The sequence below is a fragment of the Gordonia sp. 852002-10350_SCH5691597 genome, assembly GCF_001665715.1.
GTDB classification, from domain to species: domain Bacteria; phylum Actinomycetota; class Actinomycetes; order Mycobacteriales; family Mycobacteriaceae; genus Gordonia; species Gordonia sputi.
This window is the reverse complement of record NZ_LZMO01000306.1, coordinates 1-24,821: the sequence shown is the minus strand read 5'-3', so window position 1 is coordinate 24,821 and position 24,821 is coordinate 1. Positions and strand designations below refer to the sequence as shown.

Sequence of the window (24,821 nt, the reverse complement as noted above, 5' to 3'; positions counted from 1 at the left end):
TTCACTCGGCGACGCAATACCCCGACATCTTCCACGCGCGCGTCGGAGATCGCAGTGGAGCCGACGTCGCCGCGGACACCGACTGGCTCGTCGACGACTTCATTCCGACGGTCGCCGCGCGAGGCACCGCCATCATCGAGGCGCGGGGCGCGTCGTCCGCGGCGACGTCGGCTCCACTGCGATCTCCGACGCGCGCGTGGAAGATGTCGGGGTATTGCGTCGCCGAGTGATTGCCCCAGATGCTCACCCTGCTGATGTCGCGCACGGGGGCTCCGGTGTGTGCCGCGAGTTGCGCGATGGCCCTGTTGTGGTCGAGTCGTGTCAGTGCGGTGAATCGCTCGGCGGGCACGTCGGGGGCGCTCGCCGCCGCGACCGCCGCATTGGTGTTCGCCGGATTGCCGACAACGATGACGCGGATGTCGTCGGCCGCGACGTCGTTGATGACAGCACCCTGCTCGGCGAAGATGGCCGAGTTCGCCGACAGCAGATCCGCACGTTCCATACCTTTGGAGCGCGGCTTCGCGCCGACGAGGAGCCCGAAGTCGGTGCCGTCGAAGGCCGCACGCGCGTCGTCGAAGATGTCGACGGAGGTCAGCAGCGGAAATGCTCCGTCCTGCAACTCCATGGCCGTGCCGTGTGCCGCGGAGATCGCCTGGGGGAGTTCGAGTAGCCGGAGCTTGATCGGGCGGTCGGGTCCGAGCATGTCGCCCGCGGCGATGCGGAACACTGCTGCGTACCCGATGCTTCCGGCGGCGCCGGTCACGGTGACGACCACAGGGGTGGTGTCTGTCATCTTCGATTTCCTGTCTCGTTGTAGGTGACGTGTCGATGTGTACCCGAGGCGGCGTCGGTCAGGTCTGTGGGGCCGGTCAGGTCTGTGGGGAGGTGTCAGGTCGGCGGGAATACGTCAGGTCTGTGGAGAACCCTCGGTCAGAACGACTTTCGTGTCGCCGTGGGTGAGGGTCAACGTGTTTCCCTGCAGATCCCAGGTGACCGAATCGGAGAGGAAATCGGTCAACCACTTGTCTGCGCCGGCACGCGGCGGGGGACACGCCATCATCGTGGTGGCGAGCTTGTCGGTTCGGAACGTGTTGTCGACGAAGGTCAGCGCACCGTTGTGGCGATTGCAGCCTGCCGTTGCCGAGATTCGCCCGGTTTCGGGGAACGAGACCTGCATCGGCCCGCCGCCGGGAATCGGTGTACCGGTCACCGAGGTCGACGAGTAGTTCTTGCCGACCAGCACGCCAGGGTCGACCTCTCGTGATGCCGAGTCCGTGCTCCCACCACAGGCGGCGAGGATGAGGACACATGCAGCGACCAACGACGCGACGAGCAGTCCCACCGGTGAACGAGACGGTGCTGGTCGGTACTGACACGTCGAACCCCGGCGTCGGATGCTCACGTGATTCACGGTAGTCGAAAGCGTCTGTTGGATGCGTCGTAATTCGCGGCCGCGTGGCCGCGTACCGTGGTTGTCGATCCGGGCCGTGACGTCGGAGTTCGGATGAAACGACGAGGTAGGAGAATCGTTCGGTGGGAAAGCTGACGAACAGCATGTGGCGGTTGCTGGGAGCCCAGTCCTCACGTAACCAGTCCAAGTCGGTCGGGTTGATCAAAGAGGCTGACAACTACACCGACTGGGCCGCGGGCTTGGACACCGAGCACTTTCGTGAAGAGGCCGAGAAACTCGAGATCAGTGCCGACGAGAAGGACCGAGCCAAGTTTCTCGCGTTGGCTCGGGAGGCTGCCGATCGCACACTGGGCCTGAGGCCGTTCGACGTCCAGCTCCAGGGCGCGCTACGTCTGCTCGAGGGCGACGTCATCGAGATGGGTACGGGTGAGGGCAAGACCCTCGCCGGCGCGATCGCTGCCGTCGGCTATGTCCTCGACGGCCATCAGGTGCACGTCATCTCGGTCAACGACTACCTGGCCACTCGTGACGCGGAGTGGATGAAACCGCTGTTCGATTCGTTCGGAATCGTCGCAGGCGCGGTGTCGGAGAACTCGACTCGCGAAGAACGCAAGCGGGCCTACGCGGGCGACATCACCTACGGATCGGTCAACGAGATCGGGTTCGACGTGCTGCGCGACCAGCTCGCACAGTCAGAGGATGATCTGGTCTCGCCGACGCCCGACGTCGCAATCATCGACGAGGCCGACTCCGTGCTGGTCGACGAGGCGCTCATTCCGCTGGTGCTCGCAGGCTCGACCGAGGCCGAGGTTCCCGATCAGGCGATCCACGAGGTCGTCGGGCGGTTGAAGAACAAGCACTACGACATCGACGCCGAAGGCCGGAACGTGACTCTCACCGACGAGGGCGCTGCCTTCGTCGAAGAGGAACTCGGCAGCATCAACCTCTACGACGAAGAACACGTCGGCACCACGCTCGTCCACGTGAACATCGCGATGCACGCGCACTACCTGCTCGAGCGCGACGTCCACTACATCGTTCGCGACGGCGGTGTCCATCTCATCAACGCCTCGCGTGGTCGCGTCGCGCAGTTGCAGCGGTGGCCCGACGGCGTGCAGGCCGCGGTCGAGATCAAAGAAGGACTCGCACAGACGGATTCGGGCGAGGTCATCGACACGCTCACCGTGCAGGCGCTCATCGGCCGCTACCCGCGAGTGTGCGGCATGACCGGTACAGCGCTCGCCGCAGGCGAGCAGTTGCGCCAGTTCTACGAATTGCGCGTCTCGCAGATCCCGCCGAACACCGCCAACATCCGTACCGACCTTCCCGATCGTGTGTACGACACGAAGGCCAACAAGGTCGAAGCGGTGGTCAACTACGTCAAGGAGATCCACGAGACCGGGCAACCGGTGCTGATCGGAACCCACGACGTCGCCGAATCGGAGGAGCTGGCCTACTTCCTCGAGAAAGCAGGTGTCCCGAGCGTCGTCCTCAACGCGAAGAACGACGTCGAGGAGGCGAAGATCATCGCGGAGGCGGGTGTGAAGGGCGCGGTCACCGTGTCGACCCAGATGGCAGGCCGAGGCACCGACATCAGGCTCGGCGGTTCCGACGACGATCCGGCGGCACGTGAGGAGGTCGTCGAACTCGGCGGCCTGTGTGTGGTGGGAACCGGCCGTCACGACACCGAACGGCTCGACAATCAGCTCCGCGGCCGTGCAGGCCGTCAGGGAGACCCGGGTTCTGCGGTGTTCTTCAGCAGTCTCGAGGATCCGGTCGTCACCAAGAACCTGGCGTTCAAGCGGGACCCGGTCTCGTCGGAACCCGACGGATCGATGGGACAGAAGGGTATCGACCTGATCGAGCAGGCTCAGCGTGTCGCCGAGGGCGTGATGCTCGAACTCCACGCCAACACCTGGCGCTACAACAAGCTGGTCAATCAGCAGCGTGAGATCGTCGTCGCACGTCGGATGAAGCTGCTCACGACGGACACCGCCCTCGAGGAGCTCGCCGAACTCGAGCCGGAGCGCTACGCCGAACTGACCGGGACCGCGAGCCCGTCGGCAGACCGCGAAGACACGGCAGACAAGGCAGGCAAGCCCGACAAGGCGGCGGCGGAAGAGTCGGCGGCTGACAAGGACCCGGACGACGCGGTGGCCGACACGACCGACGAGGCTGAATCCACCCCCGCGACACCCGTCGAGCCGGTCGACCGCGATGTTCTCGTCCAGGCGGCCCGCGAGATCATGCTCTACCACCTCGACCGCGCCTGGGCCGATCACCTCGCCTTCGTCTCGGATGTGCGCGCAAGCATCCACCTGAGGGCGATCGGCAAGGAGAGCCCGCTCGACGAGTTCCATCGGCTGATCCTCGCCGAGTTCGGCGAACTGCCGAACGAGGCCGTCGAGAATGCGCGTACAACGTTCCGTGACGTTGCGATCACCGCCGACGGCGTCGACCTCGGTTCCGCCGACCTCCACCGATCGACGACCACGTGGACCTACATGGTCCACGACAACCTGTTCGCGTCGGGCGGGGCCAAGACCCTGCAGGGCGTCATCGGCATCTTCCGCTGACGTGGACGACCACCCCGAGTCCGTGGGCTCGATGTCGCGGATTGTCACGGTTCCGAACGTGCTGAGCGTGCTGCGTCTGGCGCTCATCCCGGTGTTCCTGTGGCTGTTGCTCGACGTCGAGGCCGATGCCTGGGCGTTCTGGGTACTCATGTTGTCGGGCTTCACCGACTGGGCCGACGGCAAGCTGGCTCGCCTGCTCAATCAGTCGTCGCGGCTCGGTGAACTGCTCGATCCGCTGGCCGACCGGCTCTACATCGTGATCATTCCGGTCGCCTTTGCGATCAGGGGGATCATCCCGTGGTGGATCATCGGCATCATCGTGGCGCGTGACGTGCTGCTGTTCGCGTCCGGTCCGCTGCTGCGCAGTCGGGGACTGCTGGCTTTACCGGTGCTCTACATCGGCAAGGCAGCGACATTCGCGTTGATGAGTGCGTTCCCGTGGTTGCTTGCGGGACAATTGGATTCGGTGATCGGCACGATCTGTTATCCGATCGGTTGGGCGTTCCTGATCTGGGGCGTCGCGCTGTACGTGTGGTCATTCCTGCTGTACTGGGCGCAGACGATTGCAGTGGTAACGAAGATGCCGCGTGCTGGCGTGCCGACCGGCAGGGACATGGCCTAAAGTCTCGGTGGACTAGAAAGGGGTCGACGTGACCGATACCAATGTGCCGGCTGAACTGAGCTACACCCCCGAACACGAGTGGGTGCGCAAGGTCGGTCCGACCACGGTCCGAGTGGGGATCACCGACTACGCGCAGGGACAGCTCGGCGACGTCGTGTTCGTGCAGCTCCCGGAGATCGACAGTGAGGTCGAGGTGGGCGAGTCGTTTGCCGAGGTCGAATCGACCAAGAGCGTCTCGGATATCTTCGGGCCGCTCAACGGGACGATCTCGAAGGTCAACGACGAACTCGACTCGTCGCCCGACCTGGTCAACTCGGAGCCCTACGACTCCGGTTGGCTCGTCGAGATCAGCCTCGACGACGCATCGGTCCTCGACGCGCAACTGGCCGACATGCTCGATGCTGATGGCTACCGGGCCGTGATCGAAGGCTGACCATTCCCGGGGTATGGGAAAGTATGATCGTCGTTGTCGTGGCCGAGTCGCACGTGGTTGCGTTCGGCACAGGCGGTACGGTTTAGCCAACGGAAATCGACGTCGCATCTGCGGCGTCGGGTGGCCTGGTGCGAGACCTCGCAGCGCGTGAGCGCGGACGCCGACGGTGAGTGCACTCAAGGTGACGAACGGATGAGGACGAAGGAGAAGCGGTGAGCGATAACGACAACGGCTACGAGGCGCCGGTGGAAACCACATCGGTGTTTCGCGAAGAGTTCATCAATGAACTCGACGCGGGCGCGGCGACCTCGAGCGAGCCGGCCGACACGGGTGTCGAGCGGTTGTCGCCCGGTACCGCATTGCTCGTCGTGAAGCGTGGCCCGAACGCCGGTTCTCGCTTCCTGCTCGACCAGCCGACCACATCGGCGGGGCGGCACCCCGACAGCGACATCTTCCTCGACGACGTCACGGTGAGCCGTCGACATGCCGAATTCCGGTTGGGAGACAACGAGTTCCAGGTTGTCGACGTCGGCAGCCTCAACGGCACCTACGTCAATCGCGAGCCCGTCGACAGCGCGGCTCTCAGCAATGGTGACGAGGTCCAGATCGGAAAGTTCCGGTTGGTCTTCCTGAGTGGTCCGCGCGACGGTTCCGGCGCCTGACACCGTGCCGGCCTCGACTGCGGACGCGCGCGGCGGGGGATCGATGTCCATCGGGTCGGTCCTCGCGCTGCTGCGCGAGGACTTTCCCGATGTGACGATCTCAAAGATTCGTTTCCTCGAAGCCGAAGGGCTTGTCACGCCCGAACGCGCGCCGTCGGGCTACCGGCGATTCAGTCAGTCCGACTGTGAGCGCCTGCGTTTCGTGCTCACGGCACAGCGCGATCGCTACCTGCCGCTCAAGGTCATCAAAGAGCAACTCGACGCCATCGACCACGGCGACGGGGGATTCGGCGCAGGTGGCACACCTGCACTGTCGACGGCGCGCAGCGTCGTCGCACCGGCCACCGACTTCTCGGCGCGTGGTGGTCGCGTCTCCCGCGAGACTCTCATCGAGCGAACCGGAGTCGATTCGGCGTTCGTGACCGAACTCCAGCGCAACGGTCTACTGACATCCGGACCTGCAGGATTCTTCGACGAGGACGCGGTACGGCTCGTCGAAGCCGCAGCGGCCCTCGCCAACTACGGCGTGGAGACCAGACATCTGCGCGCGTTCAAGGTGTCCGCGGATCGTGAGGCAGGACTCGTCGCGCAGATCGCCAACCCGATCGCGAAGGGCAAGGGCACCGGTGCCCGTGACCGTGCCGAGGAACTCATCCGCGAAATCGCCGCACTCTCGGTGACCCTGCACACGCAACTTGTCAAGCAGGCCGTGCGCGGCGTGCTCGATTGACGTCCTTCTCGACGATTGCGACACGGCGCGCCGGTGCTGTGTATCTCGCCACGACGCCGCTGCGGGTCCAGTCGGTGTAGCGTCGATGGCAATCATTGACGGCTCGGGAGGTGCGAGATGAGCGAGATGCGTGTGGTGGGCATTCGAGTCGAGCCGCCGCAGAGTCAGCCGGTTCTGCTTCTGCGTGAAGTAGACGGCGAGCGCTACCTGCCCATCTGGATCGGGCAGAGCGAGGCGGCGTCGATCGCGTTGCGCCAAAAAGGGATCGAGCCGCCCCGGCCGCTCACCCATGACCTGATCGTGAACCTCATCGAAGAGTTCGGGCAGACACTCGTCGAGGTGCGCATCGTCGACATGCAGGAGGGCACCTTCTACGCCGAGATGGTCTTCTCCGGCGATGTGCGGGTGTCGGCGCGTCCGTCGGATTCGATCGCGGTCGCGATGCGCGCCGAGGTGCCGATCATCGCCGACGAGGAAGTCCTTGCCGAGGCGGGCCTGTTGATTCCCGACGAGGAATCCGAAGACGGTCCCGAGGCGAAAGAGGACGAGGTGGAGAAGTTCCGCGAATTTCTCGACAACGTTTCGCCCGACGACTTCAAGGCCAGCGGCGGAGCCTGACTCGGCGGATGGTTTCGTAGCTTTCTGTACGGCGCTGCAGCGACACGTCACGGTTCCATATCCCGGAGATCACCGTTTGTCTCGATCTCAAGTTGAGGTTGAGTCTTAGGGCGCGTCGCATTGATTCGGTGCATCGCCGCGACATACGGTCACGCACGTGATCGTCGGGGACACACCCGATGGTGGAGAGCAGATCGGGTTCGGCGGCGTATCGTGGTTGCAGGTCCGCACCGGTCCGATCCGAGCGTGGCGAGGGAGTCTGCAGTGGGCGATATGCCGTTCGACGGTGAAGATGGTCAGCCGTCAGACAGCGAGACGACGACCGACGGCAGCGTCGGCGTGGAAGCCGAGCACCCGTCGGACGACCCGACCCCGCGTCGCAGGGCTACCCAGGGCAGCCTCGACGACATTGCGCCGGGACTCTTCCCCAACGACACCGTTCCCGACGAACTCGTCGGCTACCGGGTGCCGAGCGCGTGCCAGATCGCCGGAATCACCTACCGACAACTCGACTACTGGGCACGCACGTCACTCGTCGTGCCGTCCATCCGCGGTGCGGCGGGCTCGGGCAGTCAGCGCCTCTATTCCTTCAAGGACATCCTGGTCCTCAAGATCGTCAAGCGTCTGCTCGACACCGGTATCTCGTTGCAGAACATCCGCGTCGCCGTCGATCACCTGCGCCAGCGCGGCGTCGAAGATCTTGCCGGGATCACCCTGTTCTCCGACGGCACCACCGTCTACGAGTGCACATCTGCCGAAGAGGTCGTCGACCTCCTGCAGGGCGGACAGGGCGTGTTCGGCATCGCGGTCAACGGTGCCATGCGCGAGCTGACCGGCGCCATCGCCGATTTCCCCGGCGAACGAGCCGACGGTGGAGTCACCGAGTCGGCCCCCGAAGACGAACTCGCAGCGCGTCGCAAGAACCGCACTCGCCGAACCGGATGAGCGTACGGGTAGACTGAACAACGCGTCGCTGCAGTACGGGAGAGCGTCATCTCGAATGGCCGCCGAAGGAGCAACACCTCCTCGTCAAACTCTCAGGCACCCGGACCGTACTGTCGACGGCGTCTCTGGAAAGTGGTGACGGCCAAGCCGTTACCCGCCCACGGTGAAAGGTTCTCGTGTCATCGCTGACACGATGACTGAATCTCTCAGGCGCCGCCCCGCGGCATGACAGAGGGGGAGGGCCGACCCGCCGGTACGACCGGTGCGCGCGAGAGGTTCCACCCCATGACATCCGTCGATGCCTCGACCCCTGAGATCCGCGGCTCCGAGTTCACGTCTGCTGCCTTCGTCGACCGCCACGTCGGGCCGGACGCGGATGAGACCGCCAGAATCCTCGCGCTCCTCGGCGTCGAGTCACTCGACGACCTCGCTCGGCGGGTCGTGCCGTCACTGATCCTCGACGATCCGTCGGACAACGGGCTGTCGGCACTCGACGCCCCGCTGACCGAGCAGGAGGCGCTCGAGCGTCTGTCGGCGCTGGCATCGAAGAACACCGTCAACCGGTCGATGATCGGTCTCGGCTACTACGACACCATCACGCCCGGCGTCATCCTGCGCAACGTCGTCGAGAATCCGGCCTGGTACACCGCGTACACGCCGTACCAGCCGGAGATCAGCCAGGGCAGGCTCGAGGCGCTGCTGAACTTCCAGACGATGGTCTCCGACCTCACGGCCATGGAGGTGGCGAACGCGTCGATGCTCGACGAGGCCACCGCCGCCGCCGAAGCCATGACACTTATGCGGCGCGCCGGAAAGTCGAAGTCGAATCGGCTCGTCGTCGACTCCGATCTCTTCCCGCAGACCAGGGCTGTCATCGACACCCGCGCACTGCCGCTCGGTATCGAGGTCGTCGAGGCGACGCTGAATCCGGGGCTGCCGGGATGTGGGCTGCCCGACGGCGACTATTTCGGTGTCATCCTCCAGACGCCGGGAGCGTCGGGTCGAATCCTCGACGTCGCGCCGATCATCGACGCCGCGCACGAGGCCGGTGCACTGGTCACGGTCGGGGCTGATCTCCTCGCACTGACCCTCATCACGCCGCCCGGAGAGCAGGGTGCCGATGTGTGTTTCGGGACCACCCAGCGATTCGGCGTTCCGATGGGCTTCGGTGGACCGCACGCAGGTTACTTGTCGGTGCGCGCCAAGCTTTCTCGTCAGCTGCCCGGGCGTCTCGTCGGTGTCTCCAAGGACGCCGACGACAACCTCGCCTACCGGTTGGCGCTGCAGACGCGTGAGCAGCACATCCGCCGCGAGAAGGCGACAAGCAACATCTGCACCGCGCAGGTGCTGCTGGCTATCGTGGCCGCGATGTATGCCGCGTACCACGGACCAGAAGGCTTGCGCGCCATCGCACGTCGGGTACACGCACATGCCGTGACGCTCGCCGACAGTCTGAGCGCTGCCGGATTCAGCGTCGAACACGCGACCTTCTTCGACACTGTGCAGGTCCGCGTGGACGGTCGTGCAGACGCGATCGTCGCCGATGCCCACCGCGCCGGAATCAACCTGCGCAGGGTGGATGCCGACACGGTGTCGATCGCGTGCGACGAGACCACCTCGGCCGCAGACATCGACGGGGTGCTGGAGGTGTTCGAGGTGGCAGGTGTGATGCCCCGCGGCTTCGCGCAGTCGATCGAGACTCGGACAAGCGAGTTCCTGACGCATCCGGCATTCAACAGGTACCGCACCGAGACGTCGATGTTGCGCTACCTTCGCGCCCTGTCGGACAAGGACATCGCGCTCGACCGCAGCATGATTCCACTCGGGTCATGCACCATGAAGCTCAATGCCACCACCGAGATGGAACCCATCACCTGGCCCGAATTCACCCGGCTGCACCCCTTCGCGCCGGGCAGCGACGGCGCAGGCATTCGAGAACTGATCGCCAACCTCGAACAGTGGCTGGTGACGATCACCGGCTACGACAGCGTGAGCCTTCAGCCGAACGCAGGTTCGCAGGGTGAGTTCGCCGGCCTGCTCGCGATTCGCCAGTATCACCTCAGCCGGGACGACGCCGCTCGTGACATCTGCTTGATCCCGTCGAGCGCGCACGGCACCAACGCGGCATCCGCGGTGATGGCGGGCATGCGCGTCGTGGTCGTCGCATGCCGCGAGAACGGTGATGTCGACGTTGATGACCTGCGCGCCAAGATCGACGCTCATGGCGAGTCGCTGGCCGCGATCATGATCACCTACCCGTCGACCCACGGTGTGTTCGAGCACGACATCCGCGACATCTGCGCGGCAGTCCACGATGCAGGCGGTCAGGTCTACATCGACGGCGCAAACCTCAACGCGCTGGTGGGTGTTGCGCGGCCGGGTCGGTTCGGCGGCGATGTCAGTCACCTGAATCTGCACAAGACCTTCTGCATTCCGCACGGTGGCGGTGGTCCGGGCGTCGGGCCGATCGCGGTGCGCTCACACCTGGCACCGTTCCTGCCCGGACATCCCCTGGCCGACGAACTGCCGGGTGCGGCAACTATTTCGGCGGCGCCGTACGGCTCGGCGTCGATCCTGCCGATCACCTACGCCTACATCGCCATGATGGGCGCCGAGGGGCTGCGTCGCGCCACCCTGACCGCGATTGCGTCGGCAAACTACATCGCCCGACGCCTCGGTGATCACTACCCGGTGCTCTACACCGGCGACGGTGGATGGGTCGCGCACGAGTGCATCCTGGATCTCCGCGGGCTGACGAAGGAAACCGGCGTGACCGTCGACGACGTCGCAAAGCGATTGGCCGACTACGGGTTCCATGCGCCGACGATGAGCTTCCCGGTGGCGGGCACCCTGATGGTCGAGCCGACCGAGAGTGAGAATCTCGACGAGATCGACGCCTTCTGCGACGCGATGATCGCCATTCGTGCCGAGATCGACAAGGTGGGCGACGGCACCTGGACGGTCGACGACAACCCGCTGCGCGGAGCACCGCACACCGCGGAATGCCTTGTCGCCGAGTGGGATCACGCGTACTCACGCGAAGAAGCGGTTTATCCCCAGGGATTGCCGTCCGCGGGTGCGCGCGCCAAGGTCTTCCCGGCGGTGCGACGTATCGACGGCACCTACGGAGACCGCAACCTCGTCTGCTCGTGCCCGCCGATCGAGGCGTTCGCGGACTGACCGCCTTGGTTCAGGCGGAGGGGCCGAAGTCGCGTCCGTAGACGAGTTTGTTGATCGTCACGATGGCCGAGTTCTCGGGCTGCGGCATCGGCTCCTTGGTGATCGGGAATCCGACGGTCTTGGTCGCGGGCGGAAGTGGTGCGTTGCCGCGGAATCCCTGCGACGTCAGTAACGACAGGTGCTTCTGGTCCTGGGCGAAGCGGAAGAAGTCGGCGATCGCGGCGCTCGACACGGGCGAGACCTGATCACCGGCGAGCCGGATGATCGGGAAATCGGCAAAGGGTGTCGGGCCGCTCGGCACGATCTCGGCGAGTCGGGCCGTCGCATCCTCGCGGGTGAGTTTGTAGAGCTGCTGCTCGGTGATCGGAACAGCGTGGATGGGCGAGGTTTTCGCGTCGGTCGCGTCGCGCATGACCGTCGCCGCGCCGACAGGGCTGCCGTCGGGTGATTGGGGCGCGCCGTCGAGCATCGCACCGACGCTCGACGCGACGCGATCGGATGAGGCGTCGTCGTTGGTCAGTGGCCCGGTGGTGCGCATGACGCGCATGGCTACCGCCTGTGCGGCGAGCGAGGACGCGTCGGACTGCGCGCCGAGCGGCATCGCCATGCGCAGCGAACCCCAGCCCGTGATGTCGAAGTCGCGGAGGCTGTCGTCGCGTTGCTGCAGCGTCGGGACCTGGCCCCAGTCGATCTTGCCGTCGATCTTGCTGCCCAGTTCTGCTGACGTCGCAAGAACCACCGGTGAGGTCACCAACGACGTCGGTGTGCCCTCGAGTGCCGACGGTTTCGCCTGAGCCAACTCTGCGGCCCATACCGACGACTGCGGAATCCACGCGGCGGGAAACGCGCCCATCGACGCGGCGTCCCAATTTCCGGCCAGCCCGTCCAGGGTGGTCTTCGCGTCGCCCGCACGCACGGCGACGGTGATGCAGTGGTCGCGGACGACGGGTTTGCTCGCACCGAACTCGCGAGCGATCGCGATCAGTGCCGGAGCGACGTCGGCGTCGGCTACGACGTCGACCGTCGCGGGCCCCTCGATGCACGAGGCAGCGGCAGAATCAGCCTGCTTGTCGAGGTGGTCGCCGAGTTGCTGCCATGCCACGATCACGGCGGCTATCAGCACGAGAGCGAGTAATACGAACACCAGCCCGCGGCTGATCCCCCGCTGCCTGATTCCGCTTCCGCCACCGGTTACCCGATGATGCGCCACTACCGCCTCCGTTGTCGCGTGCGAGGTCCCGGACAGAAAGGGCGTCCGTCCGGGACCTCACGCGTGTTCACGCCTTGGCCGCGGCAGCCTTGTACTCGCGGCGCTTGCGATGCAGGATCGGCTCGGTGTAGCCGCTCGGCTGCTTCGCTCCCTCGAGGATAAGTTCCTTGGCGGCCTGGAATGCGATATTCGTGTCGAAATCCGGAGCCATCGGCGAATAGGTCGGATCGTCAGCGTTTTGCCGATCGACCACCGGGGCCATCCGCTCGAGCGCAGCGACGACGTCGTCGGCGGTGACGATCCCGTGATGAATCCAGTTGGCGAGCAGCTGGCTGGAGATGCGCAGCGTTGCGCGGTCTTCCATGAGCGCGACGTCGTGGATGTCGGGAACCTTGGAACAGCCGACGCCGTGGTCGATCCAGCGCACCACGTAGCCCAGGATCGACTGGCAGTTGTTGTCGAGTTCTTCCTTCTTCTCCGCGTCGGACCAGTCGGTCTTCGGTGCCAGCGGAATGGTCAGGATGTCGTCGACCGATGCCGGGTCGCGCTTGGCGATCTCGTCCTGGCGCTCGAACACATCGACGAGGTGGTAGTGCATCGCGTGCAGTGTCGCGCCGGTGGGTGAGGGCACCCACGCGGTGCTCGCGCCGGCCTCGGGCTGTGCGATCTTCTGCTCGACCATGTCGGCCATCAGGTCGGTCATGGCCCACATGCCCTTACCGATCTGCGCCTTGTGCTGGAGACCGGCGTGCAGACCGATGTCGACGTTGGAGTCCTCGTAGGTGACCATCCACTTGGCCTTCTTCATCTCGCCCTTGCGGATCATCGCACCCGCCTCCATGGAGGTGTGGATCTCGTCGCCGGTGCGGTCGAGGAAGCCGGTGTTGATGAACACCACACGGTCTTCTGCGGCCTTGATCGAGGCCTTGAGGTTCACCGAGGTGCGGCGCTCCTCGTCCATGATGCCGACCTTGAGGGTGTTCTCCGGCAGGCCGAGAACCTTCTCCACACGACCGAACAACTCAACGGTGAACGCGGCCTCGTCGGGTCCGTGCATCTTGGGCTTGACGATGTAGATCGAACCCGTGCGCGAGTTCTGCAGACCGTCCTCGCTCAATCCGTGAATGCCCGCGAGCGAGGTGACCAGAGCGTCGAGGATGCCCTCGGGCACCTCGTTGCCCTCGGCGTCGAGAACAGCGGGGTTGGTCATGAGGTGGCCGACATTGCGCACGAACAGCAGCGAACGACCGTGCAGGTCGAAGCCCGTGCCGTCGGGCGCGGTGTAGGTCCGGTTGGGGTTGAGCACGCGGGTGAACGTCTTGCCGCCCTTGCTGACCTCTTCGGACAGGTCGCCCTTGTTGAGTCCGAGCCAGTTGCGGTAGCCGAGGACCTTGTCGTCGGCGTCGACTGCGGCGACCGAGTCCTCGAAGTCCATGATCGTGGTGATCGCCGACTCCATCACGACGTCCTTGATGCCTGCCGGATCGGTCTGCCCGATCGGCGACGACGGGTCGATCTCGATGTCGAGGTACAAGCCGTTGTGGCGCAACAGGACCGACGCGGGGGACGCCGCGTCGCCGGTGTAGCCCGCGAACGCTGAGGGATCGGCGAGGGTCGACGTCGTGCCGTCGGCGAGCGTCACCTGGACCGCGCCGTCGACCACGGCGATCTTGGTGACGTCGGTGTAGCTGCACTGTTCGAGCGGAACAGCCTTGTCCAGGAAGCTCTTTGCGTACGCGATGACCTTGTCGCCGCGAACCTTGTTGTAGCCCTTGCCCTTCTCGGCGCCGCCCTCGTCGCTGATGACGTCGGTGCCGTACAGGGCGTCGTAGAGCGAGCCCCAGCGTGCGTTGGACGCGTTCAGTGCGAATCGCGCGTTGAGGATCGGCACGACGAGCTGAGGTCCGGCCGTCTCGGAGATCTCGCGGTCGACGTTTGTGGTGCCGATCTGGAAGTCGGCGGGCACCTCGGCGAGGTAGCCGACCTCGGTGAGGAACTGCTTGTACTCGCCGAACACCGCGGGGTCGGAGAAGTCGACGCCCTTGTGGTCGCGGTGCCACGCGTCGATCTTGCTCTGCAGGTCGTCACGCACCGCGAGCAGTTCACGGTTGCGGGGTGCGAGGTCGTTGATGACGGCAGCGGCGCCCTTCCAGAAGGTGTCCTTGTCGACACCCGAGCCCGGAAGCGCCTCGTTGTTGATGAAGTCGTAGAGGACGGTGGCGACCTGAAGGCCCTCCACATTCGTGCGGGCGGTGGAGTCAACGGCAGGGGTCTGGTCCGACATAAGAGCCTTCCTTCTCCGGTGGCCCGGAAGCCGGTGGCGTTGCGGCTTCGGTGTCGAATCCGCGCACGTCATCAGCCCTCATCGGGACAACAGGGGCGATCGTGAACGCGCTCCATGTTACCCGCGAGGTAAATCGCGTCGTCAGCAGGCGTCGAGCAGCACGCCGAGGTGAGAACGCAGCGTGCCCCGCAGCTCGGCGCCACGATCGGCGATGGCCGACTGCTCGCGGACGTACTCGGCCCGCCCCGCGGGCGTCTCGATCTCGACCGGCGCGTAGCCGAGGTCTCGCAGGTCGTAGGGACTCGCTCGCATGTCGAGCTCGCGGGCGGTGAGTGCGAGCTCGAACGCGGCGAGTGTCAGCTCCGCGGGAATCAGCGGCGCGAGGTTGATGCATGCGCGGTACAGGTCCATGGTCGCGTGCAGACAGCCGGGTTGTTCGTGCTCGATCTGTGTCTGCCGCGACAACGTCGACTCGTTTCGTGGACGAGCCGCGTCGGTGAAGAAGCGGAAAGCGTCGAAGTGCGTGCACCGCAACGGCATCGATTCGACGACGGCGTCGGTCGCCGCGGGTCCGAGCCGCAGCGGGACGGAATGTCGGGGAGCGTCGGTGCGGTAGACCATCGCCCACTCGTGCAGACCGAAGCATCCCAGGCGGGCGGGGCGGGAGGCGGTGGCGTCGAGCAGTGCACAGGTGGCGAGCAGCGCACCACGCCGTTCGGTCAGGAACGCCGGGTCGACCGTCACGCCCCCGCCGGGAGTCCGGGTGTAGCCGCGAAGGGTCGACAGCTCTTCGAGGACGCGCGCTTGGCCGCGGTCGCCCGTGGTTCCCGGTGCCGCCAGCACGACGCCGTAGCCGGGGTGCCAGCGTCGTATGTGGGAGGGGCGTGCCGAGTAGTAGGTGAACAAGAAGTCGAGGACGGGGTGCTTTTCGCCCTGCGCCCTCGACCGCAGGTAGGGCCCGACGAGTTCTTCGACGCGCGCCTCGTGATCGGCGCGACGCGCCTGCCAGACGTCGGGAGATAAGACGGCAGGGGATAAGACGTCGGGGGATAAGACGTCGGGGGAGAGGACAGGGTTCGAGAGCTCGACAGGGCTGGGAGTCGCGTGCGCCATGGTCACACCCGGTGCGTCTCGTCGCGGACGGTGCCGACGAACTCCTCCACGAGGTCGGCGAGCGCCACGATGCCGACGGTGCGTCCCGAGTCGTCGACCACCGCGCCGAGGTGCGAGCTGGTGCGGCGCAGGGCGCGCGTCGCGTCGTCGAGTGGGGTGTCGATGCCGATCACCGGAAGTGGACGGATCTTGTCGACGCCGATGATCGTCTCCTGGCCGACGTTGCCGTCGAGGATGTCGTCGAGCACGTCCTTCAGGTGGAGGTAGCCGGTGAAGGTGCCGTCGAGGCCGCGCACCGGGAACCGGGAGAAACCGGTGTCGCTGACGGCTCGCTCGACCGACCCGAGGGTGGGGCCGACGCCACCGGTCACCGGATCGACCTCGACGTCGACGCTGCGCATCCGATCGAGCGGGATCATCACCTCCGACACCGTGCGGGCGACCGACCGCAGTGCGCGGGTCAGACGCTCGTGTTCCTCCGCGTCGATCAGGCCTTCCTCACGGGACTCGCCGAGCATCTGCGCGAGTTCGACGGGCGAGACCGTCGAATCGAGCTCGTCCTTCGGCTCGACGCGCAATGCGCGAAGCGTGATGTTCGCCAGCCAGTTGTAGAACGCGATGAGCGGGCGGACGATCTTGATGAAGCCGAGGTGAACAGGGACGAGCAGCATGGCTGCGCGTTCCGGACCGGCGAGCGCGATGTTCTTGGGCACCATCTCGCCGAGCAGGATGTGCAGCACCGCAACGAGTCCGAGCGCCACGGCGAACGAGATGGGGTGCAGCAGCGACTCGGGGACATGTGCGACCTCGAGTGGTAGCTCGAGGATGTGTGCGACGGCCGGTTCGCCGACGCGACCGAGCAGGATCGAACAGATCGTGATGCCCAACTGCGCGCCCGCGAGCATGAGCGAGAGATGCTCGCTTGCGCGGATCACGGTGCGTGCCCGCGATTTTCCGCTCTCGGCGAGCGCTTCCAGTCGGTCGCGTCGTGCCGAGATGAGGGAGAATTCAGCGCCGACGAAAAATGCGTTGCCCGCGAGCAACACCACGGTGAGAACGATTGCCCATGCGTCATTCATCGTGAGCTCCCGGGCTGTCGCTCGATGCGTCGTCGGATGTGATGGGTGTCAGTCGCACGACGTCGACGCGTCGACCGTCCATCGCGACGACGGTCGCATTCCACGGGGTGGTGTCGAACTCCTCGTCGGATTCGTCTTCGTCGTCGTCGCGCAGAGACACGACCATCGGGAGGTCGACGGAATCGCCTGCTGCCGGGATGCGACCGAGTTCGTTCATCACAAGCCCGCCGAGCGTGTCATACGGGCCATCGGGAGCGCGGTAGCCGGTGGCGTCTGCGACCTCGTCGGTGCGGAGCAGTCCCGAGAGCAGGTATCCGTTGGCGTCGACCTGGACGTCGGCGCGCTCGTCGTCGTGCTCGTCGGTGACGTCGCCGAGAATCTCTTCGATGAGGTCCTCGGTCGTCACGATGCCGGCAGTGCCGCCGTACTCGTCGATCACGACGCAGACCTCCATGCCGTCGGCACGGATCTGCTCCATCAGCGCGTCGCCGTCGAGAGTCGTCGGGACGGTGGGTACCGAGCGCGCTATCGACGAGAGGGACGTCGAGAGTTGTTCTTCCGGGGCGACGGTGAACGCCTGCTTGATGTGGACGACGCCGATCATGTCGTCGAGATCGCCGTCGTTGACGATCGGGAAGCGTGAATGTCCGGTCCGCGACGTCGCCATGACGAGGTCGCGAATCGTATCGTCGCGGTCGAGGTATTCGACCGTGACGCGCGGCGTCATCAGATCCTCTGCGGTGAGTTCACCGAACTTGAGTGACCGATCGACGAGCATCGCGGTCTCCGGGTCGATCGACCCCTGTTTGGCCGAGTTGCGTACGAGCGAACCGAACTCCGACGGTGACCGCGCCGACCGCAGTTCCTCGGCGGGCTCGATACCCATCCGACGGACGATCCAGTTCGCGGCGCCGTTGAGACCCCGGATGACCCAGCGGAACGCCAGCGAAAAGTAGGCGAGAGGGGCTGCGGTGGCGCGTGCCACCGCCATCGGACGTGCGATGGCGATGTTCTTGGGGACCAGCTCGCCGAGCACCATCGACAGCGACGTCGCGATGAGCAGCGCGAAAACGAGTGAGAGGACCGACGCGACCGATTCGCTCACGCCCATCGCGCGGAATACGGGACCGAGGATCTGTGCCAGCACCGGCTCGGCGATATAGCCGGTGATCAGCGTCGTGATCGTGATACCGAGCTGTGCGCCCGAGAGCTGGAACGACAGCGTCTTGTGCGCGCGTTGCACAATGCGTGAACGACGGTCGCCGCGCGTGGCGACCTCGGATTCGACAGCTGACCGTTCGAGCGCCGTGAGGGAGAACTCGGCTGCGACGAAGATCGCGGTACCAAGTGTCAGCGCTATGAAGCCGATCAGGCTGGCGACGATGATCAGCGCCTGCACGTGTCACCTTCGTGTCGAGGTAGAGCGTCCGGTGCCTGTGGCACAGGCGATCCCTCCATGACGCACCGAGTGGCTGGGGACAGCGCCACGGAGTCGGTGCACTCCGTGGGCAACGCAGACCATTCTAGGTGCGGCGTCGGTGGCGAGGGCTCACCAACCTGTCGGTAGCGGTTTGCCCTCGGCGAAGCCTGCGGGCGACTGCACTCCGAGAACCACGCGCTCGCGCAGCTCGCCGAGTGATCGCGCGCCGGTGTAGGTCGCCGTGCTGCGCACACCCGAACAGATGTGGTCGATGAGGTCTTCGACGCTCGGACGCTCGGCGTCGAGCTTGATCCGTGAACTGGAGATGCCCTCCTCGAACAGAGCCTTGCGGGCCTGGTCGAAAGCGCTGTCGGCAGAGGTGCGTGCTGCGACAGCGCGCTTGGACGCCATCCCGAAGCTCTCCTTGTAGAGCGCGCCCGACGCGTCGCGCTTGAGGTCGCCGGGCGACTCGTAGGTCCCCGCGAACCACGACCCGATCATCACGTTCGACGCGCCTGCGGCAATGGCAAGCGCGACGTCGCGAGGATGGCGGACACCTCCATCGGCCCACACGTGCTTGCCGAGTTCTGCTGCGGTGGTTGAACATTCGGCGACCGCGGAGAACTGCGGCCGTCCGACGCCGGTCATCATCCGCGTCGTGCACATCGCGCCGGGCCCGACGCCGACCTTCACGATGTCGGCTCCGGCGTTGATGAGGTCGCGTGTGCCCGCGGCCGACACGACGTTTCCGGCGGCCAACGGGACGCCGAGGTCGGCCGTTGCGACAGCTTCGAGCGCCGAGAGCATCTTCTCCTGGTGGCCGTGTGCCGTGTCGATGACCAGGAGGTCGGAACCGGCGGCCACGAGTGCCTTCGCCTTGCCGACGACGTCGCCGTTGATGCCGACGGCTGTCGCGATGCGGAGGCGGTTCTCGTCGTCGACGGCAGGGCGGTAGATGCCGCTGCGCAGTGCGCCAGTCCGGGTGACCACGCCGGTGAGGCGTCCGTCGCCGTCGAGCATGATCGCCGCGTGCTGGTGCGCGGCGTCGAGGATCTCGAAGACCTCCCGGACGTCTGTTCCGGCAGCCACTGAGACGAACCCGCGGTCGAGGACGTCGCCGAGTCGGGTGAAGCGGTCGACGTCGGTACAGGCCGCCTCGTCGACGGTGCCAACGGGCCGCCCGTCACGGTCGACGACCACGACGATGCCGTGCGCACGTTTGGTGATCAGTGCGAGCGCGTCGCTGACCGAATCGTCGAGTTCGAGCGTGACCGGGGTGTCGGCGACGAGGTCGCGCGACTTGACGAACGCGATGCTCGACTCCACGGCCGGGATCGGTAGGTCCTGCGGTAACACGACCAATCCGCCCCGGCGGGCGACGGTTTCAGCCATCCGCTTTCCGGCGACAGCGGTCATGTTCGCGACGACGACGGGGATGGTCGTGCCGGAGCCGTCGGAGGAGGCGAGGTCGACGTCGAAGCGGGAGATCACGTCACTGCGTGACGGAACGACGAAGACATCGTCGTAGGTGAGGTCGTAAGCGGGCGAGTGTCCCGAGAGAAAGCGCACGTACACACACTGTACCCGGCGATGACTCGGCTGCGATCGCGGGTTGTTGCCGTTCGGCGCGTCGGGCGATCGGAGTCTTTTCTTGCGGGGAAGGCTAGGCTAACTTTGCTGGCAAACCGCTGTGAAGTGACTGAGGGCGAGGAGTGACGTGGGCAAGGTGGCGCCGACGCCCGATCAGACGCGCCTGTCCGTAGTCATACCCGTGTATCGGAGTGCGCGGTACATCGAGCCGTCTCTGCGCGCGATCCTGCGGCAAGTCAGGCCAGTCGACGAAGTCGTCCTGGTCGACGACCGTGGCGACGACGGGTCGATCGCGGTGGCGACGTACATCCTCACGTCGGCTGGTGTCGACCACCGCGTTGTCGAACTCGACCGCAACCGTGGCGCGGGCTATGCGCGCAACGCCGGCGTGCGTGCAGCAACCGGCGACGTGATCTGGTTCTTCGACAGCGACGACCTCGCCGACCCCACATTCACCGCGCGCATGCTCGACGCGCTGGTCCGAGAACATGCCGACTTCGCTTCCTGCCGAACGATGTTCGTCGATCCTGCTGGGGCTGCTCTCGGCGTTGCCGAACGTCGAATGCGGCGGCGATTTGTCGACGGCCACGAATTCGCCCGAATGCTCATGCGGGGCAGGGTGAAGGCGTATCCGCCGGCACGATTGTTCCGCCGCGCGGTGCTCGGCGACGCACCCTGGGATGAGCGCAGGGCGTATGAGGATATGGCCGCGACGCTGCGCATCGCGCTGCGGGCCGACCGCGTCGCCCTGGTCGACGAGCCGCTGCTCTGGTATCGACAGCATCCCGAGTCGACGTCGCAGGTCACTTGCACGCACACCGCCGAGGTCTTCGCGATGGGCGACGAGGTGGCCCGGCTTGCCCCGGAACTTCGCGAGCGCGACGCGTTCTGGGGATCGAGTCGTTGGGGATCGAGTCGGAACCGCTCGCTCGCCCGCGCGTTTCGCTACCGAGAGGTGCTCATACCTGCCGCACACATGGCCATGCGCGCTGCGCAGGCCGGCACCGGTGACCCCGACGTCGTGCGGTCCCTGATCGCGGAGTCGCGTCAGAGGTCGTCGCTCGTCGACGTCGTACCGCTGGTCGCCGCTGGTCAGCTACGTTCCGCGGCGTTCGCGGTCGGCATGGCGGCCTCGCCGTCGGCGTACGCGCGGGTGCTGAGCACTCGCTGACCGCCGTGAACGCGCGCGCTCGTGGGAGCACGGCCGCGGTACGTACACAATCCGGTCGTCAGCGCGGCGCCACGACAATAATTGTCTCGGCGCCCCGCTGACGTCACAGTTGTGTACGCACCTCTGCAGGATGGACCGCGCCCGGGCCAGCATTACGCGAAATCGCCCGACCTGGGGTGACGGAGCGCATGGCCGACGCCTGCGCCTCCCGCAGGTCGCCGCGTGAGATCAGGCGCGGGTGCTGCGCACCCGGACGCCGTCAGAGATCACGCGAGACGGCCCAGAAACGTTCGGGCGCAACAATTTTGTCGATGCCGAACTGCGTGTTCTGGGTGGGGTAGCACTCGACGGCCGCGCGTTTGAGATCCATCGAACCAGCAGCCGGTTGCACATCGTCGAGCACGCATCCGCGCCAACGCAACACGTCGCGGCTGGCCATCTCGTCGCTGCGGCTGTAGTTGCAGTACGGCAGGTCCGCGTACATCCACAGGGGGACCGGCACCCGAGCCGCCAGAACCGCGTTGCGTACGAGCAGGTGGTCGGCATGCCTGACACCGAGCGGCCCGATGACGATCTGCGGTCGGTGGGTTTCCACCAGTTCGGATACCGCGCCGCTCAGCGCCCCGAGGTCGGCGCCACCGTACTGCTGGTCGAGGAAGTCGAGGTGCACCGCGCGACCACCTATCGTCGCGACGGCCTTCTCGTCCTCTGCTCGGCGGACGTCGAGTGCTTCGGTCGACGACGCGAAGCCGGTCGAGCGATCCCACTCCGTGTGCTGAGGCGGATCCGGCCGACCGGCCAACATCGTCACGACGATGACGTCGTCCATCGCCGACAGCGCCGCACCAGCCGAATACACCGCATCGTCGAGGTGCGGAGAGAGGATAAGCACCCGCGACAGATCCTCCGGGTCGAGTCGCTCTCCGCCCGCTGCGTTCAGACTGTCTTCACCCTCGACGTTCAGTCGGTCTTCACCTCGGTGCGATCCTGGCCCCAGAGCGTGTGGAAGGTTCCGGGCTTGTCGACGCGCTTGTAGGTGTGCGCGCCGAAGTAGTCGCGCAGGCCCTGCGTCAGGGCGGCAGGCAGCCGGTCGCTGCGCAATCCGTCGTAGTAGGAGATCGATGAGGCGAACGCCGGTACGGGCACTCCCATCAGCGTCGCCGCCGACACCACTCGTCGCCAACTGTCGAGGGACGACTCCACGGCGTCGGTGAAGTAGGGCGCGAGCAGCAGGCTCGGCAGGTCGGCGTTGTCGGCGTACGCGTCGCGAATACGGTTGAGGAACTTCGCGCGGATGATGCAGCCGCCTCGCCAGATCGTGGCGAGCGAGCCGCGGTCGACGTTCCAGTTGTACTCCTGGCTGCCCGCGCTGATCTTGTCGAATCCCTGGGCGTAGGCGACCATCTTGGAGGCGTAGAGCGCGCGGCGGATGTACTCGACGAACTGCTCTTTGTCTTTCGGAGCCTCTGCGAGCGTTCCCGACGCCAGCGACGTTGCCGCGGACCGCTGGTCGGCAGCACTCGACAGCGCTCGGGCGAACACCGCCTCCGCGATCCCGGTCACCGGGATGCCGAGATCGAGTGCGGCCTTCACCGTCCACCGGCCGGTGCCCTTCTGGCCCGCCTGGTCGACGATGACGTCGACGAGTGGTTTTCCGGTCTCGGCGTCGACCTGGGCCAGCACCTGCGCGGTGATCTCGACCAGGTAGCTCTCGAGTTCGCCCTTGTTCCACTCGGCGAAGACGTCGGCGATCTCGGCGGGTTCCATGCCGAGGCCGCGACGCATCAGGTCGTACGCCTCGCCGATGAGCTGCATGTCGGCGTACTCGATGCCGTTGTGGACCATCTTCACGAAGTGGCCGCTGCCGTCGGGGCCGATGTGGGTGCAACAGGGTTCGCCGTCGACGTGTGCGGAGATCTTCTCGAGCATCGGACCGACCGATTCGTACGACACCGCGGGGCCGCCGGGCATGATCGACGGACCGTTGAGTGCGCCTTCCTCGCCGCCGGAGATGCCCGCGCCGATGAAGTTCAGGCCGCGCTCGGCCATCGCGGCCTCGCGACGGATCGTGTCGGTGTAGAGGGAGTTGCCGCCATCAATGATGATGTCGCCCTTCTCCATCACGTCGGCCAGCTCAGAGATGACCGCATCGGTGGGGTCGCCCGCCTTGACCATGATCAACACGCGACGTGGCTTCTCCAACGCGTCGACGAACTCCTGCATCGTCTCGGTGCGGATGAAGTTGCCCTCGCTGCCGTGCTCATCAAGGAGAGCATCGGTCTTGGCGATGGAGCGATTGTGGAGTGCAACGGTGTAGCCGTGGTGGGCGAAATTGCGGGCGATGTTGGAGCCCATGACTGCCAGGCCGGTGACTCCGATCTGGGCCTTCGACGACGCGGACGGTGTGGCGGAGTTGGTCATGTCACCAGCCTATTGCCTAGGCGGCGTCCTGTGTTCTGTGGTGTCCGAAGTGTCGCAACCACACCGGTCGACGGTGTCGCACGCCGACCCGGCGCACGAGAGCATCAGTGAGCCGCGACGAGCCTGCTCAGTTCGGTCAGCCAGGGGATTGCGACGGCCAGCGTCGGCACCACCAGGATCGCGGTCGCGCCCGAATACGCCACCGTGACCAGCCAGATCGGCGCGCGGTCGTGCCGGAGGCGATGGACGCGGGTCAGCGTTGTCGGCCCGCCGACGGCCATCGCGCCGCGTGGTGCGACGGCGTCGGCGCATGCAACAAGCGCGCGCCCGAGTGTCGTCGGTGCGGTTGCTCGAACCGCCTGGTCGTCGGCGAGGGCCTCGACGAGAAGCTCGACCGAACCGAGCGCGGAGGAACTACGTACGAAGCGGGGAAACGCTTCATGGAGCGCGATGAACGCTTCGAGGACGAGGTCGTGGCGTGCGCGCAGGTGTGCACGCTCGTGTGCGATGACGGCGATGAGTTCGTCCCGCGAGAGCCTGGCCACGACGCCCTCGCTCAGCACGACGCGCTGCCGAATGCCGGGCAGGCAGTAGGCGAGTGGCTGCTCGACGTCGATCATGCGGATATCGCGACCGAACAGCGGATGCGACTGATCGGAGCGGTCGCATCGGTCGAGGATGTCGATGAGTTGGCGATGCGTCGCCCGTCGAGCACGGGTGCGTACGCCGACGCGAACGACCGTGAAGATCAGGCGGGCGCCGATGAGCAGCGTGAGCGCGAAGACGCCCACATAGGCGATCCACAGAGGAAGTCCGACCCGTTCGATCTCCCGCAGCGGATGGGTCGTCGGCGCGCCGTCGGGGCCGGGGGAGAGCAGATTCGCCGCGATTGCCAGACCGCAACTGAACGCAGACAGCACGGCAGCGAGTGCGATGGCCTGCCACAGCGTCATGGCCGCCCGGGGTGCACGAATCGGCCACTGGGCTCGCGACAACGCCTCAGGGGCAGGGCCGACGAAAACCAGCGTCATGATGCCGAAGAGCAGTGCGGTCATCGAGTGCTGTCCTAGCGGTGGGCTGTATAGCAGGGTGAATCAGTCGTGCAAGTAAATACATAGAACGAAAGCGAGTGAATCAACGGTACTAAAGCGAATCTAGCTGGTCTCTTGAGTACCGCGGGCTGCTTCGAGCTCATCGAGCGCACGACGCAGCGCGGCGGCTTCGTCGGCGCCTACTCGACCGACAAAGCTGACGAGGGCCGCGTGCCGAGAGCCGGGGGCGTGCGCTTCGCTGAGCGCATCGACCATCAACGACGCCACGAGGTCTTCGCGTGGATGGGTGGGAACGTACTTGTGG

General features: G+C 65.8%; 19 protein-coding genes, 2 pseudogenes and 1 riboswitch. Of the genes and pseudogenes, 9 read left to right on the top strand and 12 right to left on the bottom strand.

Annotation, left to right across the window (positions count from 1 at the left end):
• Positions 1-58 precede the first annotated feature (58 nt).
• A pseudogene (locus A5777_RS23505) lies at positions 59-793 on the bottom strand (malate dehydrogenase); the annotation flags it as partial.
• Between the two features lie 114 nt (positions 794-907).
• Positions 908-1,402 (bottom strand): META domain-containing protein, encoded by a 495-nt coding sequence (locus A5777_RS23500; protein ID WP_231894662.1) that lies wholly within the window; start codon positions 1,400-1,402, stop codon positions 908-910.
• 131 nt (positions 1,403-1,533) lie between these two features.
• Here A5777_RS23500 and secA2 point away from each other — a divergent pair, with 131 nt between their 5' ends.
• The 8 genes from secA2 to gcvP all read left to right on the top strand — a co-directional run bounded on the left by secA2 (position 1,534) and on the right by gcvP (position 11,177).
• On the top strand, positions 1,534-3,987 hold the full coding sequence (gene secA2, locus A5777_RS23495) for an accessory Sec system translocase SecA2 (RefSeq protein ID WP_064865213.1): 2,454 nt from the start codon (positions 1,534-1,536) through the stop codon (positions 3,985-3,987).
• Positions 3,988-4,018: 31 nt separating this feature from the next.
• Positions 4,019-4,609, top strand: coding sequence for a CDP-alcohol phosphatidyltransferase family protein (locus tag A5777_RS23490; protein WP_064865224.1), 591 nt, complete (start codon positions 4,019-4,021; stop codon positions 4,607-4,609).
• Between the two features lie 28 nt (positions 4,610-4,637).
• Positions 4,638-5,042 carry a glycine cleavage system protein GcvH gene (gcvH, locus tag A5777_RS23485; RefSeq protein ID WP_005206871.1) on the top strand — a complete coding sequence of 135 codons (405 nt, stop codon included), beginning with the start codon at positions 4,638-4,640 and terminating at the stop codon, positions 5,040-5,042.
• Between the two features lie 212 nt (positions 5,043-5,254).
• A complete protein-coding gene (gene garA, locus A5777_RS23480) occupies positions 5,255-5,704 on the top strand; it encodes a glycogen accumulation regulator GarA (RefSeq protein WP_005206869.1) in 450 nt (149 codons plus the stop codon).
• Positions 5,705-5,747: 43 nt separating this feature from the next.
• Entirely contained in the window at positions 5,748-6,434 is a 687-nt protein-coding gene (ftsR, locus tag A5777_RS23475; RefSeq protein WP_064865221.1) for a transcriptional regulator FtsR, read from the top strand.
• A gap of 117 nt (positions 6,435-6,551) precedes the next feature.
• Positions 6,552-7,052 carry a bifunctional nuclease family protein gene (locus tag A5777_RS23470; RefSeq protein ID WP_005206867.1) on the top strand — a complete coding sequence of 167 codons (501 nt, stop codon included), beginning with the start codon at positions 6,552-6,554 and terminating at the stop codon, positions 7,050-7,052.
• Between the two features lie 264 nt (positions 7,053-7,316).
• Positions 7,317-7,997: a MerR family transcriptional regulator gene (locus A5777_RS23465; protein WP_005206866.1), complete on the top strand. Its 681-nt coding sequence runs from the start codon at positions 7,317-7,319 to the stop codon at positions 7,995-7,997.
• Between the two features lie 26 nt (positions 7,998-8,023).
• Positions 8,024-8,115: riboswitch (glycine riboswitch) on the top strand.
• Positions 8,116-8,282: 167 nt separating this feature from the next.
• The gene (gene gcvP, locus A5777_RS23460) at positions 8,283-11,177 is read left to right on the top strand and encodes an aminomethyl-transferring glycine dehydrogenase (RefSeq protein ID WP_064865210.1); all 2,895 of its coding nucleotides are present in this window, start codon (positions 8,283-8,285) and stop codon (positions 11,175-11,177) included.
• A gap of 10 nt (positions 11,178-11,187) precedes the next feature.
• Here the strand turns inward: gcvP and A5777_RS23455 are convergent, their stop codons facing one another.
• The 6 genes from A5777_RS23455 to A5777_RS23430 form a co-directional block, all read right to left on the bottom strand.
• Positions 11,188-12,387 carry a substrate-binding domain-containing protein gene (locus tag A5777_RS23455; protein WP_005206864.1) on the bottom strand — a complete coding sequence of 400 codons (1,200 nt, stop codon included), beginning with the start codon at positions 12,385-12,387 and terminating at the stop codon, positions 11,188-11,190.
• A gap of 67 nt (positions 12,388-12,454) precedes the next feature.
• Positions 12,455-14,671: a malate synthase G gene (locus A5777_RS23450; protein ID WP_005206862.1), complete on the bottom strand. Its 2,217-nt coding sequence runs from the start codon at positions 14,669-14,671 to the stop codon at positions 12,455-12,457.
• 141 nt (positions 14,672-14,812) lie between these two features.
• A complete protein-coding gene (locus tag A5777_RS23445) occupies positions 14,813-15,790 on the bottom strand; it encodes a hypothetical protein (protein ID WP_005206860.1) in 978 nt (325 codons plus the stop codon).
• Positions 15,787-16,863 carry a hemolysin family protein gene (locus A5777_RS23440; protein ID WP_005206858.1) on the bottom strand — a complete coding sequence of 359 codons (1,077 nt, stop codon included), beginning with the start codon at positions 16,861-16,863 and terminating at the stop codon, positions 15,787-15,789. The genes A5777_RS23445 and A5777_RS23440 overlap by 4 nt, the downstream gene beginning before the upstream one ends.
• Positions 16,856-18,262 carry a hemolysin family protein gene (locus A5777_RS23435; protein WP_005206857.1) on the bottom strand — a complete coding sequence of 469 codons (1,407 nt, stop codon included), beginning with the start codon at positions 18,260-18,262 and terminating at the stop codon, positions 16,856-16,858. The genes A5777_RS23440 and A5777_RS23435 overlap by 8 nt, the downstream gene beginning before the upstream one ends.
• 150 nt (positions 18,263-18,412) lie before the next feature.
• The gene (locus A5777_RS23430) at positions 18,413-19,852 is read right to left on the bottom strand and encodes a GuaB1 family IMP dehydrogenase-related protein (RefSeq protein WP_039856047.1); all 1,440 of its coding nucleotides are present in this window, start codon (positions 19,850-19,852) and stop codon (positions 18,413-18,415) included.
• Between the two features lie 148 nt (positions 19,853-20,000).
• Between A5777_RS23430 and A5777_RS23425 the strand changes: the two genes are divergently transcribed.
• Entirely contained in the window at positions 20,001-21,044 is a 1,044-nt protein-coding gene (locus A5777_RS23425) for a glycosyltransferase family 2 protein (RefSeq protein WP_064865207.1), read from the top strand.
• Positions 21,045-21,303: 259 nt separating this feature from the next.
• Here the strand turns inward: A5777_RS23425 and A5777_RS23420 are convergent, their stop codons facing one another.
• The 4 genes and pseudogenes from A5777_RS23420 to A5777_RS24475 all read right to left on the bottom strand — a co-directional run.
• Positions 21,304-21,936, bottom strand: coding sequence for a PIG-L deacetylase family protein (locus A5777_RS23420; protein WP_082933814.1), 633 nt, complete (start codon positions 21,934-21,936; stop codon positions 21,304-21,306).
• A 68-nt stretch (positions 21,937-22,004) separates the two neighbouring features.
• The gene (gene gndA / locus A5777_RS23415; protein ID WP_064865202.1) at positions 22,005-23,465 is read right to left on the bottom strand and encodes an NADP-dependent phosphogluconate dehydrogenase; all 1,461 of its coding nucleotides are present in this window, start codon (positions 23,463-23,465) and stop codon (positions 22,005-22,007) included.
• A 104-nt stretch (positions 23,466-23,569) separates the two neighbouring features.
• Entirely contained in the window at positions 23,570-24,520 is a 951-nt protein-coding gene (locus A5777_RS23410; RefSeq protein WP_005206839.1) for a M56 family metallopeptidase, read from the bottom strand.
• Between the two features lie 99 nt (positions 24,521-24,619).
• Positions 24,620-24,821 (bottom strand): annotated as a pseudogene (locus tag A5777_RS24475) (BlaI/MecI/CopY family transcriptional regulator); the annotation flags it as partial.